Annotated in this window: 16 protein-coding genes; 6 read left to right on the plus strand and 10 right to left on the minus strand. The window is 53.0% G+C overall.

All coding sequences use genetic code 11. The annotated features are described in order from the left end of the window. On the minus strand, positions 1-813 hold the full coding sequence (locus MCON_RS05025) for an aspartate dehydrogenase (RefSeq protein WP_013718936.1): 813 nt from the start codon (positions 811-813) through the stop codon (positions 1-3). Positions 814-853: 40 nt separating this feature from the next. Between MCON_RS05025 and nadC the strand changes: the two genes are divergently transcribed. From nadC to MCON_RS05040, 3 genes are read left to right on the plus strand one after another with little or no spacing between them, the layout of a single operon-like run. Continuing rightward, on the plus strand, positions 854-1,702 hold the full coding sequence (gene nadC, locus MCON_RS05030; protein ID WP_013718937.1) for a carboxylating nicotinate-nucleotide diphosphorylase: 849 nt from the start codon (positions 854-856) through the stop codon (positions 1,700-1,702). After that, positions 1,668-2,933 carry a COG1361 family protein gene (locus MCON_RS05035; RefSeq protein ID WP_048131921.1) on the plus strand — a complete coding sequence of 422 codons (1,266 nt, stop codon included), beginning with the start codon at positions 1,668-1,670 and terminating at the stop codon, positions 2,931-2,933. Before nadC ends, MCON_RS05035 begins: the two co-directional genes overlap by 35 nt. Before the next feature lie 31 nt (positions 2,934-2,964). After that, the gene (locus tag MCON_RS05040; protein ID WP_013718939.1) at positions 2,965-4,074 is read left to right on the plus strand and encodes an FtsZ/tubulin family protein; all 1,110 of its coding nucleotides are present in this window, start codon (positions 2,965-2,967) and stop codon (positions 4,072-4,074) included. Here MCON_RS05040 and MCON_RS05045 read toward each other — a convergent pair. Together MCON_RS05045 and MCON_RS05050 are read right to left on the minus strand one after the other, a co-directional pair. Further along, positions 4,068-4,958: a tributyrin esterase gene (locus MCON_RS05045; protein WP_013718940.1), complete on the minus strand. Its 891-nt coding sequence runs from the start codon at positions 4,956-4,958 to the stop codon at positions 4,068-4,070. The two genes, MCON_RS05040 and MCON_RS05045, sit on opposite strands and share 7 nt — an antisense overlap. Positions 4,959-4,965: 7 nt before the next feature. Continuing rightward, on the minus strand, positions 4,966-6,069 hold the full coding sequence (locus tag MCON_RS05050; RefSeq protein ID WP_048131923.1) for a DUF373 family protein: 1,104 nt from the start codon (positions 6,067-6,069) through the stop codon (positions 4,966-4,968). Positions 6,070-6,180: 111 nt separating this feature from the next. Here MCON_RS05050 and MCON_RS05055 point away from each other — a divergent pair, with 111 nt between their 5' ends. Next, positions 6,181-6,648: a hypothetical protein gene (locus MCON_RS05055; protein WP_013718942.1), complete on the plus strand. Its 468-nt coding sequence runs from the start codon at positions 6,181-6,183 to the stop codon at positions 6,646-6,648. Here MCON_RS05055 and thiC read toward each other — a convergent pair. The 4 genes from thiC to MCON_RS05075 form a co-directional block, all read right to left on the minus strand. Then, a complete protein-coding gene (thiC, locus tag MCON_RS05060) occupies positions 6,645-7,928 on the minus strand; it encodes a phosphomethylpyrimidine synthase ThiC (protein ID WP_013718943.1) in 1,284 nt (427 codons plus the stop codon). The two genes, MCON_RS05055 and thiC, sit on opposite strands and share 4 nt — an antisense overlap. A 157-nt stretch (positions 7,929-8,085) precedes the next feature. Further along, the gene (locus tag MCON_RS05065) at positions 8,086-8,745 is read right to left on the minus strand and encodes a nitrite/sulfite reductase domain-containing protein (protein WP_013718944.1); all 660 of its coding nucleotides are present in this window, start codon (positions 8,743-8,745) and stop codon (positions 8,086-8,088) included. A gap of 156 nt (positions 8,746-8,901) precedes the next feature. Beyond that, entirely contained in the window at positions 8,902-9,195 is a 294-nt protein-coding gene (locus MCON_RS05070; protein WP_013718945.1) for a ChaB family protein, read from the minus strand. 247 nt (positions 9,196-9,442) lie between these two features. Then, positions 9,443-10,279, minus strand: a complete 837-nt coding sequence (locus MCON_RS05075; RefSeq protein ID WP_013718946.1) for a hypothetical protein — start codon at positions 10,277-10,279, stop codon at positions 9,443-9,445. A 273-nt stretch (positions 10,280-10,552) separates the two neighbouring features. Between MCON_RS05075 and MCON_RS05080 the strand changes: the two genes are divergently transcribed. After that, on the plus strand, positions 10,553-11,020 hold the full coding sequence (locus MCON_RS05080) for a lamin tail domain-containing protein (RefSeq protein WP_013718947.1): 468 nt from the start codon (positions 10,553-10,555) through the stop codon (positions 11,018-11,020). A 35-nt stretch (positions 11,021-11,055) separates the two neighbouring features. Next, positions 11,056-11,574, plus strand: coding sequence for a lamin tail domain-containing protein (locus MCON_RS05085; protein ID WP_013718948.1), 519 nt, complete (start codon positions 11,056-11,058; stop codon positions 11,572-11,574). Between the two features lie 296 nt (positions 11,575-11,870). Here the strand turns inward: MCON_RS05085 and MCON_RS05090 are convergent, their stop codons facing one another. The 3 genes from MCON_RS05090 to argS form a co-directional block, all read right to left on the minus strand. Continuing rightward, a complete protein-coding gene (locus MCON_RS05090) occupies positions 11,871-13,394 on the minus strand; it encodes a CARDB domain-containing protein (RefSeq protein ID WP_162144998.1) in 1,524 nt (507 codons plus the stop codon). Positions 13,395-13,830: 436 nt separating this feature from the next. Beyond that, positions 13,831-14,688, minus strand: coding sequence for a hypothetical protein (locus MCON_RS05095; RefSeq protein WP_013718950.1), 858 nt, complete (start codon positions 14,686-14,688; stop codon positions 13,831-13,833). 3 nt (positions 14,689-14,691) lie between these two features. Beyond that, the gene (argS, locus tag MCON_RS05100; RefSeq protein ID WP_013718951.1) at positions 14,692-16,374 is read right to left on the minus strand and encodes an arginine--tRNA ligase; all 1,683 of its coding nucleotides are present in this window, start codon (positions 16,372-16,374) and stop codon (positions 14,692-14,694) included. Between the last annotated feature and the right edge of the window lie 202 nt (positions 16,375-16,576).

Below are 16,576 nucleotides of genomic sequence, written 5' to 3' on the forward strand. Positions count from 1 at the left end.
TCAGGTCCCGATCTTGATCGGCTCTACAATAGAGCGCAATGTGGATATGGCGGAGAGTGCGGCCAGATAGCTGGTTTTCGGATTTCGCGGCGAGGGGACGTTCTCCACCCGGGTAAAAAACCTGCCAAAATCGCCTTCCACCTCTATCTCGTGGCGGTTTACTCTTATATTCGGATCGGCGAATACCTTCACCAGCACCTCTTTCTCCCCCGCAGCAAGATAAAGGGTGGCGGCAACATTCACATTCGCGGGGAAGGCCCTTACCGCCTCGATTGCGCTGCCGGAAAAGATCTGGGTAGGACCGGAGAGGCTATCCAGGTCGATCCTATTCTCCATGATATAGGGCGCCCCTCTCAGGCCGCTGGGATTCTTGGTGGTGGTCAGGGTAACCCTTTCAATTCTCCCGGCGCGAGCGGACTTGAGGGCATCCAGGCCGGATATGGCTCCAGATGGTATGTAGACCTGAGAGCAGTGAGATTTGGCCAGGCTCTTGATCTCTCTGAATAGATCCATATCGGCAAGAGCCCCAACGCTCATTATCATCAGCCTTTTGCCCGCGGCCAATGCTGCCCTGGCGACTGCTGGGACCGCCTTCTGGGAGGCTGCCTCCACCACCACATCCGAAAGGCGAACCAATTCCGCAAGATCGGCTTTTTTCGTCTTATGCTGCAAGCTCTCGATGAGAGCGAGGGCAGTTTGAGGATTATGATCGCATACAGCAATCAGCTCTGCATCAACCACGCCAGAATCTATCGCTTTGGCGATCTCGGCCCCAATGGCACCGCATCCCACAAGCCCGACCTTGAGAGGCATCGCAGGTTATAAATCAATTAAGGATCAAAATCCTTGCGGTATGCTAAGGTCAGAGCTGGAGCGATTTATAGGTGAGGACCTAGGCGAATGGGATGATTCCAGCACTCTCATTCCAGAATTGACGGCTTGCGGGATCATCATCGCTAAGGAGGACTGCATCATCTCCGGGCTGGCGGAGGCGGTGGAGATCTTCCAGTATTTTGGCCTGAAATCCGAGCTGCTATTCGATGATGGCGAGTTTGTGCCAGCGATGAGCACTGTTTTAGAGGTAGTGGGCAGCGCGAGAAAAATCCTGCAGTCCGAAAGGCTGGTCCTAAACTTCATGGCTCGCATGAGCGGCATATCCACCCTCACCCGGGAGTGCGTTCTCCTGGCCGGGGGGGTGCGAGTGGCAGCCACGCGCAAGACCACCCCAGGATTTCGATTATTCGAGAAGAGAGCGGTCTATCTTGGAGGCGGCGACACCCATAGATTTAATCTATCCGATGCCATCCTCATAAAAGATAATCATATAATGATCCTCGGCCTGAAAGAATGCCTGCGCCGAGCTAAAGATAAATCCAGCTTCACCAAGAAGATCGAGGTGGAGATCGAGAGCCTTGAGGACATGCTCATAGCGGCAAAAGAGGGTGCGGATATCATCATGTTCGATAACATGGACCCCGCGAAGATAGCCGAGGGAGTTGATGTCTTGAAGAAGGAGGGTCTACGAGAGAGAGTGATTCTGGAGGCGTCAGGGGGCATCACCCTGGATAACATCAAGGATTACGGAAGAAGTGGGGTAGATGTTATATCGCTTGGTGCTCTCACCAAAAATGCTAGATGGATTGATTTGAGCCTGGAGATAGAGAACGATGAAGAGTGGAGAGCGAAGAGTGAAATCGCTTAAAAGAACCATTGACCTGCAGGATAGAGATATGGGCAAGAAGCAGCACCTCGATATTCTGCGCCTGGTCTGCCTGGCCGTCCTTATTCTTTTGCTGTCAACGGCCTTCATTGGAGCGGTCCAGGGGGCGGATGACGATGATGATGATGAGGTCACTTATAACGATTTCACCCTGGGGATCGGAGACAGAATAGACATCAGCAACTATCGAGCAGAACTCATTGAGATCCAGTCGGTCAAAGATGGCATAGCTGTCCTGCAGGTTTCCAGAACCGGAGGCGGACTGGACGAGCAGAGAGCATTCTTGGAGAACCGGGCCAATAACTTCGCCGGAGGAGCGGAGAAAGGGGGTATAACCCTTACGGTAGTAGATATCCTGGATGATGAGTCTGCCAGGGTGCGAATCGAGTACCAGGAGAGCCTGGGAACGCCCAGCAGACGGGCCTCGGACCGGCCTGTATCCTCCGGTGACAAGCCAGCCCTCACAGTCCAGAAGAGCTTTGACAAGAGCGAGATGAGTGTGGGGGATGAGGTCAAGGTCACAGTCACCATCATGAACAAGGGCACAGGCAAAGCACAGAACATAAAATTGGATGATGCACCACCCCTGCCGGAGTTCTCCTATGTGGCCGGCTATCCGCCCAAGATCAAGGATACCCTGGACCCTGGCCAGTCCGACTCGGCTGTATATATGATGAATGCCATAAAAGAGGGCACCATACGCGTCTCGGCCATACAGGTCAGCTACACCGACTCCAAGGATAACGTCCTATTGAACAGTTCTGAGCCTTTTGATATCGTCATCAATCCAAAGAGCGTGGCAGACCTGGCGATAAGGATGGAAGTACCTGGGCCGCTCCCTCTTGGCGGCACTGGAATGGCGAACATAAGCATAGAAAATGTTGGAAAGGCGCCTGCCACCAGAATCGAGGCCAAAGGGGACATAAAACCGCCAGTGGGGCTGGAGGCATCGGGCTTCGAGAGGAGCTTCTTTGAGATACCGCCAGGCGGCGAGGTCAATTACTCAGTAATGCTTTCGGGCAAGGACTCTGGTAACTATACCATTCACCTCAAGACCACATTCGATGGAGGAGACGGCTCTGCGATCAGAGAAGGATCTGCAGAGGTAGTGGTCCTAAAACGAGAGTATAAATATGAATATTTACTACTCCTTATCCCAATCATAATTATCGCTGCCTGGCTGTATAGGCGGCACAGAGAATATAAATATTAATAAAATTCCACAGTAAAGTGAGGCTGATATCATGCTTAACGTACTTATCCTTGGTGTAGGCCAATGCGGAAATAGAATACTGGACGCAGTGAACAAGGAAGCGATGGGTGGTGGGGGTGCCTCGAAGATCGCCAAGTACTGTCTCAAGCCCAAATTCCCCAGCCGGGTAGAGACGGTGGCGATCAACACGGCGATAAACGATCTCAAGGAGCTGAGATACACCACCGCCAAAGACAGATTGCATGTTCCGAACCTGCACGGCATGGGAGCCAACAGGAACGTGGGCAAGCAGGCCTTTATGGACAACCGGGACAGCATCATGGGAGAGATCGAGAAGAGAGGCGATTTTGATATAGCCTTCGTCCTCACCTCTACCTCTGGTGGAACGGGCTCCTCATTCTCGCCGCTCCTTATAAATGAGCTGAAGAGGCAGTACCCGAACATCACCGTGGTCACTGTGGCTATTCTTCCCTTCCGGGAGGAGGGCTCGATCTACCTCCAGAATGCTGCTTTCAGCATGAGGGAGCTGATGGAGCTGGACGCTGATGGCATCATCCTGGCAGACAATCAGTATATGAAAAGGTTTAGCGGCGACATTGCCAGCGCCTATGACAAGATCAACAGCACCATCGCCAAAAGATTGCTCTTCCTGATCGAATCTCTGGACAGTGAGATGCTCTCCGTTACCGATCTGGGTGACTTCAAGACGGTCATGAACGGCGGCCTGCGCATAGGCACCATGGGATACTATCAGGCAGATGGGAAGAACAACTCGGTCAAGGACGCCATCGAGAACAGTCTAAAGCCTAACAACCTCCTCTATCCGGCGAACGTGGCGGATGACGCCGCCAGGGCAATGGTCATAATCCAGGGCTCCAGGGAACATCTGGACGTGGATCAGATCACCAAAGAGGTGGAGAAGATCACCGCCAGCGCGGGGCATGTATTCAAGGGAATTGTGGTCAAGAAGGGCCATCCAAGAGTGCTCTCTGTATTCACATTGGCTGCTGCACCGGAGCTTGAATCCATCTATGCTCAGGCGGCAAGAGGGATGCAGGACGAGAAGGAGAAGAGGTCAAGGGCAAGAAAGCAGCTAGACGACGCATTCGCCCATATAGAGGATCTGGAAGAGATCTACTGAAGGCCGAACCGACTGTACATCAGGGCCTGCATTGGGCTCAGCTCCAGGGCCCTGGCTACCACGGTCCTCTCGGAAGGGCTCAGTGGATGCCTCTTTGCTGGTGGCAGGGGCAGAGCCTGCCGGGCATAGACCACTCCACCCTTCATCCGGGCACAGGTGAAGCTGCCGGCATCTCCTTCTATGAAGACCTCGCCCCCTCTCATCTCTGCACCTGTGAAGTCCTTCGTACTGCCTCTAACCAAGATCCTTCCTCCTCGCAATAGAACTGCTGTGTTCTCCTGAGCGCATCCTTCGACGATGATCTGGCCGGAGCGCATGAGTATGCCCGTGCTCATGCCTGCGTCTCCCTCCAGTTTGATGGTCTTGTCGGCGGGATTTCTTGCCCCCAGGGTATCCCTGAAAATCCCGTCCTCGATGAACAGACCCTGCTGGTCCAGATGATTCGGCTCCATCACATCCCACCCCTTTTCCAGAGCCTCGGTGATGGAGACGAACATTCGATATCCAGTCAGATCGCTATCAACCTCGATTACATTCCCCATGGGCTCACTGACCCTGCCGGAGACATAGATCGCGCCTCTGAGCATGCTTATCCCCATGCGCCGGCCCACGTCTCCCTCCACCACTATGCTGCCCGTCCCCTCTATCGGCCCGCCCTTTCCCCCCAGCCGGATGAGATCGACGCCCAGGCTGGAGCCCAGGCGGCTGCCAACATCCCCGGAGATATTCACCCTCTCCCCTTCACGGAGCGATTGCACGATCTGCCTGAGGCTAGCCTCCCCTATCTTCTGATCCATATCCAGCCTTGAGCCTTGATGCTGCCAATAAAAGTCAAATGTGAAGTCGCCAAGGCACTTCTCCCCTGAAGCCAGGATCTGGAGCATTGAAATATCACTTCGATGGAAGGAAGGCACTATCGGTCGCAATGCGTTTGGATACATTGATCCCGATAACGGTAATTAGAATAGCCCCAATAGCTGAGATGGCCAGCTTCTGTACCGATTCTACCATGCCAATGCCAAACTCCAGATCGGCATTGCTGGCCAGGATAAAGCTGCTGGTCGACCAGATGACCAGGCCGGTAGCCAGGATGAAGAAGAGGTAAGATATGGTGCGAGCGTCTCTTATACCCTCCATATACATATCCATGACCTTGCCCAGATTCACGCATAAGGCAGCAGCCATGTACCACCAGATGCTCTCGTAGAGATAGATCATGATCAAGGTGAAGTATCCAGGAAAGGTGGGCTCATGGAAGTACTGCCAGAAGTATGCCACTCCATTTACGGTGGCTATGACCACCAGCATTGCCGCCAGGATATAGGTTATAAAGGCTATCTTCCGGGCATAAAGGGATTTCTTGAGCGTCTGCTTTGCCTCCTCCATGGAGTCGTCCAGGCCCAGCCCCCGGAATAAGAGATACAGACCCACCGAGCCTGTGATGGCCACTATCGCCCAGCTGGGGTAGCCGATCAGGCTGAAGAATGCAAACATGAGCAGAGCCAATGCAGGAGGAATGAATAACGTATGGCTGAGCTTGGGGTCGGTGAAGAGCTGCTTTAAAAGGTAGTAGGTGCTCTCCAGGTTGGGGCTCTGCTTGACCAAAACCCGACGCACTCCTTCTACCTTGATCCGGGAGGTGATGATGGGCAAGATGGCCTCGTCCTCCGCCCCGTCAGAGACCACAACCACCCCTTGAGGATGCAAGCGCGCCAACAGATCCTCCAGCTGAGAGGCAATTTTGCTGTCTGAGATCAGGCCGACCTTCAGGTCTCCTGCAATAGAGGCGATCTCCACATTCCTGCCTGATGCAGCAATCTCATCAAAGGTTTTGATGCCACCGAATATGGTGTTGACGTCCGAGTCCTCCGGGTCAGACATGCCCAACTTCAGGGCGGCCTCTATATTGGCCTCTCTGCCCACGACGGGGGTTATCACCCCGCCCTTGCGGCCCAGGTCATTGTCCCGATCTATGCAGAGCACAAGGACATCCATGGTCTACTATTTGAAAAGATTGTACTTAAAGGATTCTGTGATCAAACAGCAAAGAGAAAAGATCCGGCCATATCCAAAAAATATTTATTTTAATAAAGCCAATGGATGGCTATGAGAAGACTAATCTTATGCATTGCAATTTCTCTAGTGCTCCTGGTCTCCTTTGCCAGTGCCTTTACCATTGACATGGCGGAGACGCAAAAGCAAATCGATACGTACAACCGGAATATCGATCGAGCGCCAGAGGTTCTGAAAACCATTTTGGGCGATGAGAAGATCAACCTGGAAGTACTCCGAAAAAATGCCAGCACCTTCCAGGTAGGCTTGGATGTGAAATCAGCGAGAATAGACAGATTAATTGAAGGAGGCTGGGACGATCCATCAATCACCATAACTGCCTCAGAGGAGGCAATAGACAATGTCAGACTGTCAAAGGATCCGATCGGAGCCTTTGAAAAAGAGAGGGATGCTGGCAGTATCACCTTCGAGGCAAATAATCTGATCTCCAGGGCCAAATTGAAGGCCGCTTTCTCCAGCACCTCTGTCCTGCAGTTCGGTTACGACACATTCTTCGGCTAGCGGGCAAGGTCAATATTCTCTTTTATTATTTTTAAGGCACAGAAATCCCCGCACATGGTACAGACCTCTGCATCCGAGGGGGTTCTATCAGCCCGGACCAGCTTTGCAGTCTCAGGATCTATGGCCAGTTGGAACTGCTTCTCCCAGAGCATATCCCTCCGCGCCCTTCCCATATCCAGATCCTTCTGGCGATCGTTGTTCTTGATCATATCGCCTATATGGGCTGCTATCCTGGCAGTGATCGTGCCCATCCTCACATCCTCCACATCAGGAAGAGCCAGATGCTCAGCCGGGGTGACATAGCAGATGAAGTCCGCTCCGTAGGCACTAGAGAGGCTGGCACCGATTGCCGCCACGATATGGTCGTATCCGGGAGCTATATCTGTGACCAGGGGGCCAAGCATATAGAAGGGCTTCTCATCAGTCATCCTCTTCATAACCAGGACGTTTGCTTCAATCTCATCGATGGGGATGTGGCCCGGCCCCTCCACTATGGTCTGAACCCCTGCCGCATGGGCTCTGTCCGCCAGCTCGGAGTTGATTATCAGTTCCTGGATCTGACCCCGATCGGTGGAGTCGTGCACCGCTCCCGCTCGAAGGCCATTGCCCAGGCTTAGGGTGACCTCATGCTCTTTAAGGATCTCCAAGAGATAATCGAACTCCCGGTAGAGGGGATTCTCCTTCTGATTATGCAGCATCCAGCCGATCATGAAGGCCCCTCCCCGGCTGCATACGCCACCAAATCGACCGCCTTGGCGGCGGAGCCGCTCTATGCAGATGCTATTGATGCCGGTGTGGATGGCCATGAAGTTGGTTCCCAGCTTCGCCTGCTCCTCCGTCGCCCTGAAGAGGTCGTCCTCGGGCATGTCCACACCTGCTCCATACTTTCTTATGGCCTCGATGAATGCCTGGTAGAGGGGAACGCTCCCCACGCTCAATGTTGTGGCCTCAATCACCCGTCTTCTGATCTCCAGGAAGTCCCCACCTGTCGAGAGCTCCATCAGAGTGTCTGCACCGTTCGCTTCAGCGGTGCGCGCTTTTGCCACCTCCATCTCCACATCAACGATATCGCTGCTGGTGCCGATGGAGGCGTTCACCTTGGTGCGGAGCCCCTTGCCAATGCCCACCGATCTAGTGTATCTGTAAGGGCTGCGAGGGATGACTATCCTGCCGCTGGCTATACCTCGAAGTATGAAGTCAGGGGTCTTTCCCTCTGCCTCGGCCACTATCTTCATCTCTTCTGTCAGTCTGCCTGCTCGTGCATCATCTATCAGTCCCATCTCTTCACCAGCATCAACTGACAATGTAGGGTTATTTAAGGGTGATCAACCACGCTGCTCTGGCGGGAGATGCTGCAAGCAGAATGATGAAGAAATCGTGAGGCGACACAATGGTGCCCGCCTCAGGTTCAGTATTATCCTTGACTGTTGGGATATTCTATTTCAGGATCTCTTTTTTGAAGGTCTCAAAGCCAATCTCTTCTATGAAATCGCCCAGGCGCTGCTTCTTGGCGTGATCCCGGTAAAAGTTGACGATCTTATCTATGCAAGAGAATACCTCATCGTCGGATAGGTTCTCTGCCAGCAACGTGCCCAGCCTTGGCTTTACCCCGCTGCTTCCGCCTACCAGAAGCCTCCATCCCTTGGCGGTGCCGATCAGGCCGATGTCCTTTACCGCGGGCTCAGCACAGGAGTTGGCGCATCCTGATACCCCCATCTTGAACTTCCAGGGAAGCTGCATTCCGTGATACTTCTCGTCCAGCTTCAGGCCCACGCCCACAGCATCCTGCTGGCCGCGCTTGCAGAACGTAGTTCCCGGACAGATTTTGATGCTGCGAACGCATAGACCTATGGCAGCCCCGGTCTTCATCCCCAGGTCCGCCCAGGCATTATCGATATCCTCAGGATCGATTCCTACTATGGCGATCCTCTGGGCAGATGTTATCTTCAAGGCCTTGGCATGATACTTCTCCGCCACATCGGCGATCCTTCGAAGGCCGGCTGGATCGATTATGCCGCCTGCTATATGCGGTGCTATGGCAAAGGTCTCTTTGTCCCTTTGAATAATGGCACCCTTTTCCAGAATATCTTTGGACATGCTAAACAACTCCTTGATCTGAAATATTCGCTAAGAAGAGATTGGGGTTTTTAGGGCAAAAAGCTTTCCTATTGAATATGACCCATGAAATGGCTGAAGAGGAGCTCGATTGACCAAATCAGTCTCAGTTCCTCTATCAGCATCTCTCTTTTGATATCATGCATGTGCCTTTGCCTGCAATGAGGTCCCGCTGGACCTGCTCTTGCGATGGCGCGAGCGTCTTCCTGCGTACCCATCGCTTTTAACCCACTCACCGGTCTCGTCGTCCTTCTCATACTGTTCTTTTACGGCCGACCAGGCTGATTCGTGAGATGCCTTCTCGCGGGCTGTCTCATCTTCTATCTCCAGATCCTCCCAGCAGCTATTGAAGGCTTTCATGTATATGGTTTTAGCCCGGCTGGGCAGATTTCGGACGCTCTTGGGCAGCTCGCTTATATTTGCATATGGCATCTAATACACCTCCTGTATGTGTTTAGCTCATGATGGCTCTATATTTCTAATAGCCTGGTTAAAAGGTTTTGGGCGGATCTGCTTTCCAGGCGGATTTAGACTAAAAGAATATTTATTGTTAATAAAAAAGGTTTGAGCCGAATATGGTTGCGGCCTGCATGGTGCAACGGACCGCAGCAATTCAGCCCGATCGGGTGCAAAACACGATTCCTTATGAACCCGTCTTTTGCCGCCCTGAAATCCGTCCCTACTTTCTCATGGCCGCTTTGGCCTCTTCCAGCCTTGCCAAGGCTGCGGCCCTATCCGCCTCTGCCTTTTCTTGGCGAGATTGAGATTGATTTAGACCTGATGCGGTCTGTGTCACAGCTGCGGTCGCCCCGGTGCTTGCAGAACCATCCACGGCGTCGGCTTCATCCATTGAGGCTTCAGCGGAGGCTGTGGCACCAGTGGTGGTCGCTGCTCCATCGGCAATCGCTGTGGTGTCCGTGCAGAAGCCGGGGGGGATGGGGGTTAAGCTCTCGTCGACGGTTATGTTCATATAACTCAGAAAATTGAATAATGTATACTCATCCAGGTTGATGTCCATCACTATCAGTGCCGCCGTCTGGTTGGTGGGCTGGTAGGCAGCTAATAATTTCGGCCCCAGTGCTCCCCAAATGGCAGGCTTGTCAGCGATAAAAAGCTCGTTTTCGCTATAGTTCACCAGTGTTATGCTCTCATCAGCAGTGGCGAGCAGGGATTTCAATCCCTCTGCATCGAGAAGTACCTCCGGAGGCTGGCAGGGATATAATAGAAAGATATCGACTGCACTTCCATTCAGGAGAAAGGATGTCTTAATGTCCTTTCCGCCAGGATAATTCAATGTCTCCTGCTCGACTGGCTTTGCTTCTGCTGCCGAGGGAACGAGAGTGACAAACTCTGCATAGTTATTCACTTCGTCGCCAATGGGCATTCTCAAGGGGGCTAAACTCTCCTCTATATCATCCTGGGCAGCAGCAGGATTAGCTGCCAGAAGGCCAAGCACTATACATAGGGAGATCACAAATCCTATATCTGCTGGCCTGCATGGTATCGCAATCTTCATTCACTCCACCTCATTGCTATTTCCATTATCTTCCTTTCGATTACTGTGGGTTTATATGCGCCAGTTTATAACTCTCTAACTATATAGCATTTTCCCGATTTATAGCGAATTTTTCCCATGAATATATCGATAATGCCGTGACTGCGATACGATAATATACTGAAACCTATCCCTGACAATATCGAAATCGTTCGTGGCATCTTCGCAAAGGGAAAGTACAGGAAATCTCCCTTGCGATCATTAGTCGAAAAAAGAGCATGGAGGAGATAAGAGTTGAAATCAATCTTGAAGGCAACCTGTCTAGCCGCTGCATTGATGATCCTCGCCTGCAGCGCGATGGCATCGGTGGTCGTAAATGAGATAGAGCTGAACCCTCCGGAGGGGGGAGCGGAATGGATCGAGCTTTTTAACTCCGGAAACGAGAGCGTCGACATAAGCAGCTGGACGGCCATCATCACCGATGGCAGCTGGAAGGGAGAATTCTCCCCTGTACCCCTGGGTACGATTCTTCCCGCAGGAGGATTCTATGTCCTGGATGGCCAGGAATCCTGGAACCATACTGACGGAGGATACTGCACCCTCTATAGTGCATCTGGTGAGGAGGTAGACAGGACCGCCCTTCGCCTGGATAGCTTGGGAAACGACTTTACCTATGGCAGGAATCCGGACGGATACGATACGAACACCGATGGCGACTGGGGTCTGGCTTCTGCCACCCGTGGTGCGACCAATGTGCGCTGAGCGGTCATATGCTGCAGTTTTGGGATTGAGGGATCTTGGAATCTAAGGATAAATCAAAATGGAGGATGACGACACGTCCGGCATCAAGAGGCGGCATCAGAGCGTCTCTGGCCTTTTTATGCCTGCTGGCATTCTCAGCCTCTGGAATCTGCGACGTGGTCATAAACGAGATTGAACTGAGCGCGCCCCATAACGAAACTGTGTGGGTGGAGCTCTACAATGCGGGTGATGACCCTGTGGACCTTACCGGCTGGACGGTGCAGATCGAAGACGGGGCCTGGAAGGGTATCATTCCTCTGCAGGGAATCATAGATCCCCTGGGATTCAAGGTGGCGAAGGGCAAGGACGCCTGGGCGACAACTGGCAACGGTACAGTCTATCTGTATGATGCCCTTGGAGAGAATATGGATCGAGTATATCCCCAGAGCGACCAGAGCCACTCTCACTTCGCTTATGGCCGGATCCCGGACGGCAGGAGGAGGGGCACCAGTGCAGACTTCGCCTTCCTGAGGGCAAGCATCGGCATGTCCAATGGCAGAGAGGTGCAAAAATAAATATAATCGAGATCAGGGCGGGAGACGAAAATAGCAGGGGATTTGAGAAAGGAGGGGCCTCGCTGTTTCATATGGGTGAGATGGAAATCTGAAGCCTAATCCAAGTAATCGCCAAAATGCCGAGATATCGCCATTTATGAATAATCTCAATACCAATCTTCCATCAGGTCGGAATTCCAAGGGGGAGTCATACCCGGAGAATGAAAATCGCTATCCTGAGGTTACCCATATGAAACAGCGAAGAGCTAAAAAAAGAGATGATAGGGCCAGGATCCAATCTCGATTCGGCCACATTCTCAGGGATGGTTCACGCTGATGGGCTTGAGGAAGATGTTGTTTGCCTCATCGCTTTCCGCCACAACTCCGCCGGAATCGACCAAAACCTTGGTATTGATGTTAGCATACCAGCTGGGGTAGCCGTCATAGGTGCAAGTCAATATCTTTCCGCCTCGTGCCACCAATCCATCCACTTCCCAGCTGCATCCCAGATTCCGGTAGTTCTCCCCGGGCCACCACTGGACACTGAACGGACCGGATGAGCCGGTGCCCTGGTTGTAAACTCCAAGCCTCACAGTTACCGGCGATCCCTGAACTGGCGTTTCGGGATTCAGTGAGAACTCGCTGACAAATAGGTCAGGAGATCCCGACGCCGACCCAGGTCCAACCGGTCCCGGCGATCCTGCGCCAGGCTTGCTCACGCTGATGGGCTTGAGGAAGATGTTGTTTGCCTCATCGCTTTCCGCCACAACTCCGCCGGAGTCGACCAAAACCTTGGTATTGATGTTAGCATACCAGCTGGGGTAGCCGTCATAGGTGCAAGTCAATATCTTTCCGCCTCGTGCCACCAATCCATCCACTTCCCAGCTGCATCCCAGATTCCGGTAGTTCTCCCCGGGCCACCACTGGACACTGAACGGACCGGATGAGCCGGTGCCCTGGTTGTAAACTCCAAGCCTCACAGTTACCGGAGATCCCTGAACTGGCGTTTCGGGATTCAGTGAGAACTCGCTGACAAATAGGTCAGGAGAGCCAGACGCCGACCCAGGTCCAACCGGTCCCGGCGATCCTGCGCCAGGCTTGCTCACGCTGATGGGCTTGAGGAAGATGTTGTTTGCCTCATCGCTTTCCGCCACAACTCCGCCGGAGTCGACCAAAACCTTGGTATTGATGTTAGCATACCAGCTGGGGTAGCCGTCGTAGGTGCAAGTCAATATCTTTCCGCCTCGTGCCACCAATCCATCCACTTCCCAGCTGCATCCCAGATTCCGGTAGTTTTCACCAGGCCACCACTGGACACTGAACGGACCGGATGAGCCGGTGCCCTGGTTGTAAACTCCAAGCCTCACAGTTACCGGAGATCCCTGAACTGGCGTTTCGGGATTCAGTGAGAACTCGCTGACAAATAGGTCAGGAGAGCCAGACGCCGACCCAGGTCCAACCGGTCCCGGCGATCCTGCGCCAGGCTTGCTCACGCTGATGGGCTTGAGGAAGATGTTGTTTGCCTCATCGCTTTCCGCCACAACTCCGCCGGAGTCGACCAAAACCTTGGTATTGATGTTAGCATACCAGCTGGGGTAGCCGTCGTAGGTGCAAGTCAATATCTTTCCGCCTCGTGCCACCAATCCATCCACTTCCCAGCTGCATCCCAGATTCCGGTAGTTTTCACCAGGCCACCACTGGACACTGAACGGACCGGATGAGCCGGTGCCCTGGTTGTAAACTCCAAGCCTCACAGTTACCGGAGATCCCTGAACTGGCGTTTCGGGATTCAGTGAGAACTCGCTGACAAATAGGTCAGGAGCTGCCTCGGCCATAAACATTGAGAGCCAAGCCACCAGGCCTATAACCAGAAAATATCTATTTAGTCCTTTCATATTTATCACCAAAGATTGCTCAGTCGAATGTCCATGTCATGCTGTTCGCTTATCTTAATCTGACAACATCGCTCCGACCACGACGACATACTAACAGGTTCCTGATCGAGAGATGATTGAAGTGCGGCTTCAGTTTCAGTTAGATTATTGCTCTGAATTGCCCAGGAGCATTCCTTAAAATGTTATCTTGATGATCATTTATTAATGTTTTGCACTGAAGCGCCGGAGCCTTCGGAGAAGGCTCAATTTCTGGTTCCTCACTGTTTTGTATGGATGAGATGGAAATCTGAAGCCTAATCCAATCAAGAATGAAAATCGTTATCCTGAGGTTACCCATATGAAACAGCGAAGAGCCAGCACGATGGTTTTACGGTTTCGGCTCTCATTCTATCAACAGGGTATAGGCCATATCCCTCTTGAATCTCTTTGTATGTTCGCTCTTGTTGATTATATTTCCCTGGACATCCCTTTGGGAGATGCTGATGGTGTGCGTCTTGTCTGCACTTAGAGTGAAGCTGGCAACGCCATCAATAGACCCATCTCCCACATCGCTGCTGTAGAAGGCCCCGTCCAGATAGACGTCATATCCTTTTATCCTCTCGCTCTTTATCGTCACCATTGCCCTTCCAGTGGAAATGGTCCCTACATCCAATGGCGAGACTGAAGCGTTATCGGACTTTGCGACCAGGTCCAAGATCAGGGCATTACCAGGCTCGCTCTTCCGAGCTGCTATCATGAAGTATCGCCCCTCTTCCTCTGCCCTCAGCCTGAGGAGATGATATCCTTCAAGGAGATTGAAGCTCCAGCGATCTCGTGTGCCGCTGGCATAAGAGATCAAATAGACGTCCACTTCGCCATACTCGGGCATATAAATGATTATATCCACATCCTCTCCCTGGATGGCTTTGAGGTAGTGGCTCCACTGCAAGTCATTTCGAATCCAGAGCTGGCATGAGAATGGCAGGGATGCGAGCTCCGAGAAGTTCAGAAGATGCGATCCGATATTAAGCGAAGGAGTCTCGGCATCGCCCGGATTGAAGGCCAGAGGAGCAGATAGCTTTGTGGCCATTTTCTCATCCGCCCCTGTCTCATCGCTGACCCAAGGGGCTTCTGTCCAGCTATAATTGGACTTGGGCAAGGCTTGAGCCGATGCAGCCAGGAGCAGGAGCAGGATCACAATCATCAGACCGATCAATTCTCGAAGGGGGATGGAGATTGGATGCAGGCGCAAGCGTCCCATGGCTTACATCGTCTCCAGGGCGGATATGCCCAGGGTCTCCAGGGTGGTTCGCAGGGCGTTTCTGGCCGCTTTAGCCAGAGCCAGCCTGGCATCCCGAAGCTCAAAAGATGCATCCAGCACTGGGCTGTAGCGGTAGAAGAGGTTGAAGCTCTCCGCCAGCTCGCGGGCATATGTGGCCAGATGATGGGGCTTTAGCTCGCATGCTGCCCTGTCGATGACCAGATCGAACTGGGCGATCTTCTTGATCAGGGCGACCTCATAATCGCTTACCAGCAGATCAGCCTGGAACTTTTCACTCTGTTCGCCTTTGCGAAGGATGCTGCAGGCCCGGGCATGGGAGTACTGGATGAAGGGGGCTGACAGCTTCTCGAAGTCTAAGGCCTGCTTCCAGTCGAAGGTGGTGGCCTTGTCCGCGGATACCTTTACCACATCGTAGCGCACTGCACCGCTGGCTACCTGGCGGGCCACCTCCTTTAAAAACTCCGGGCTCTCATCAGGCCGGCGGGCCCTAACCTCTTCCATAGCCTGTTTTTCCACCTCATCCAATAGCTCGTCCGCGGAGATGAACTTGCCCTTGCGGGTGCTCATGGAGCCTGTAGGCAGAGAGACGAACTCGAATATCACCACCTCCGGCTCGCGGACGCCTAAAAGGCCCAAAGCCACTCGCAGCTGTCCGGAGACCAATTTATGGTCCGCTCCAAGGATATCCACAGAGCGATCGGAGTTGGCCGACTTCCAGCGGTGGTAGGCCAGGTCGCGAGTGATGTATAGCGATGTCCCATTGGCTCTTTTCAGGACCATCTTCTTCTCAAAGCCATAATCATTCAGGTCCAGCTGAAGAGATCCCTCATCCCAGGCGACAAGGCCGGTCTTCTCCAGGCTTTCTACGATCTCGGCCACGCTGCCATCCCGCACGAACTCCGACTCCCAGTGGTAGCTGTCGTGGCAGATGTTCATCCTCTGCAAGGTCTGTTCTATTCCGCCGATAGCATAACGAACGGCAGACTGGACCTTGGCGGTGACCTCCGGATCGCCTGCCTCATAGAGCTGGATCACCCGGTCTGCCTCCTCCCGGATGGCGGGATTGCTCTCCATCTCCTTGTTTGCGGCAATGTAGACCCGAGCGATGGCATGGTCCGGCTTGCTGCCGTCCAGCTGGAAGTGATCCAATCCCACCACCACCATCGCCTCCTGGCGGCCCATGTCGTTGACGTAGTACTGGGCGTCCACAGTGCAGCCCGCCCGGCGCAGTATTCTGACCAGGGTATCGCCGATCACTGAGTTTCTGATATGGCCCACATGGAGCGGCCCGTCCGGATTGGCGGAGGTGTGCTCCACTATGACCTTCTCGTTCATCCTCCCAGTCCAGGCATTGTCTGCCAGGGCCTGGTTCAAGACAGCATTCAGGAACGCTCGGTTCATGAAGAAGTTGAGGTAGGGGCCGGCAAGCTCCACCTTTTCTACATAGCGGAATTCATGGGGGATCGCCTGGTGGATCTCTCCAGCTATGGCGGCCGGGCTCTTCTTGAGGACCGGTGCCAGGCGGAAGGCCACTGAAGAGGCCAGATCGGCATGGGGGGTAAGCTCAAGCCCCAGGCTGTTTATACCCTCCTCTGGCGCGAAGCCACAGCGATCGAGGGCGCTTTTCAGCAGGCCCTCGACCTCGCTCATAAAATCAAGAAACATGGAAACACCATAATTAGATCTGAGTCCTCTGAAAGGATGAATCGATATAAGGATTACGTTGCGATTTCTTTTGTCTCAAATTCAGGAAAGGGCACTATCTAGAAATCAAGTGAAATTTGGTTTTTTGTCAGCGAGAAATTATCCTATCCCCGATATTATTGCTAATGTGGTCGCATAAATCGTTATAATTTGATTCGATCAA

It is taken from the genome of Methanothrix soehngenii GP6 (assembly GCF_000204415.1).
GTDB classification, from domain to species: domain Archaea; phylum Halobacteriota; class Methanosarcinia; order Methanotrichales; family Methanotrichaceae; genus Methanothrix; species Methanothrix soehngenii.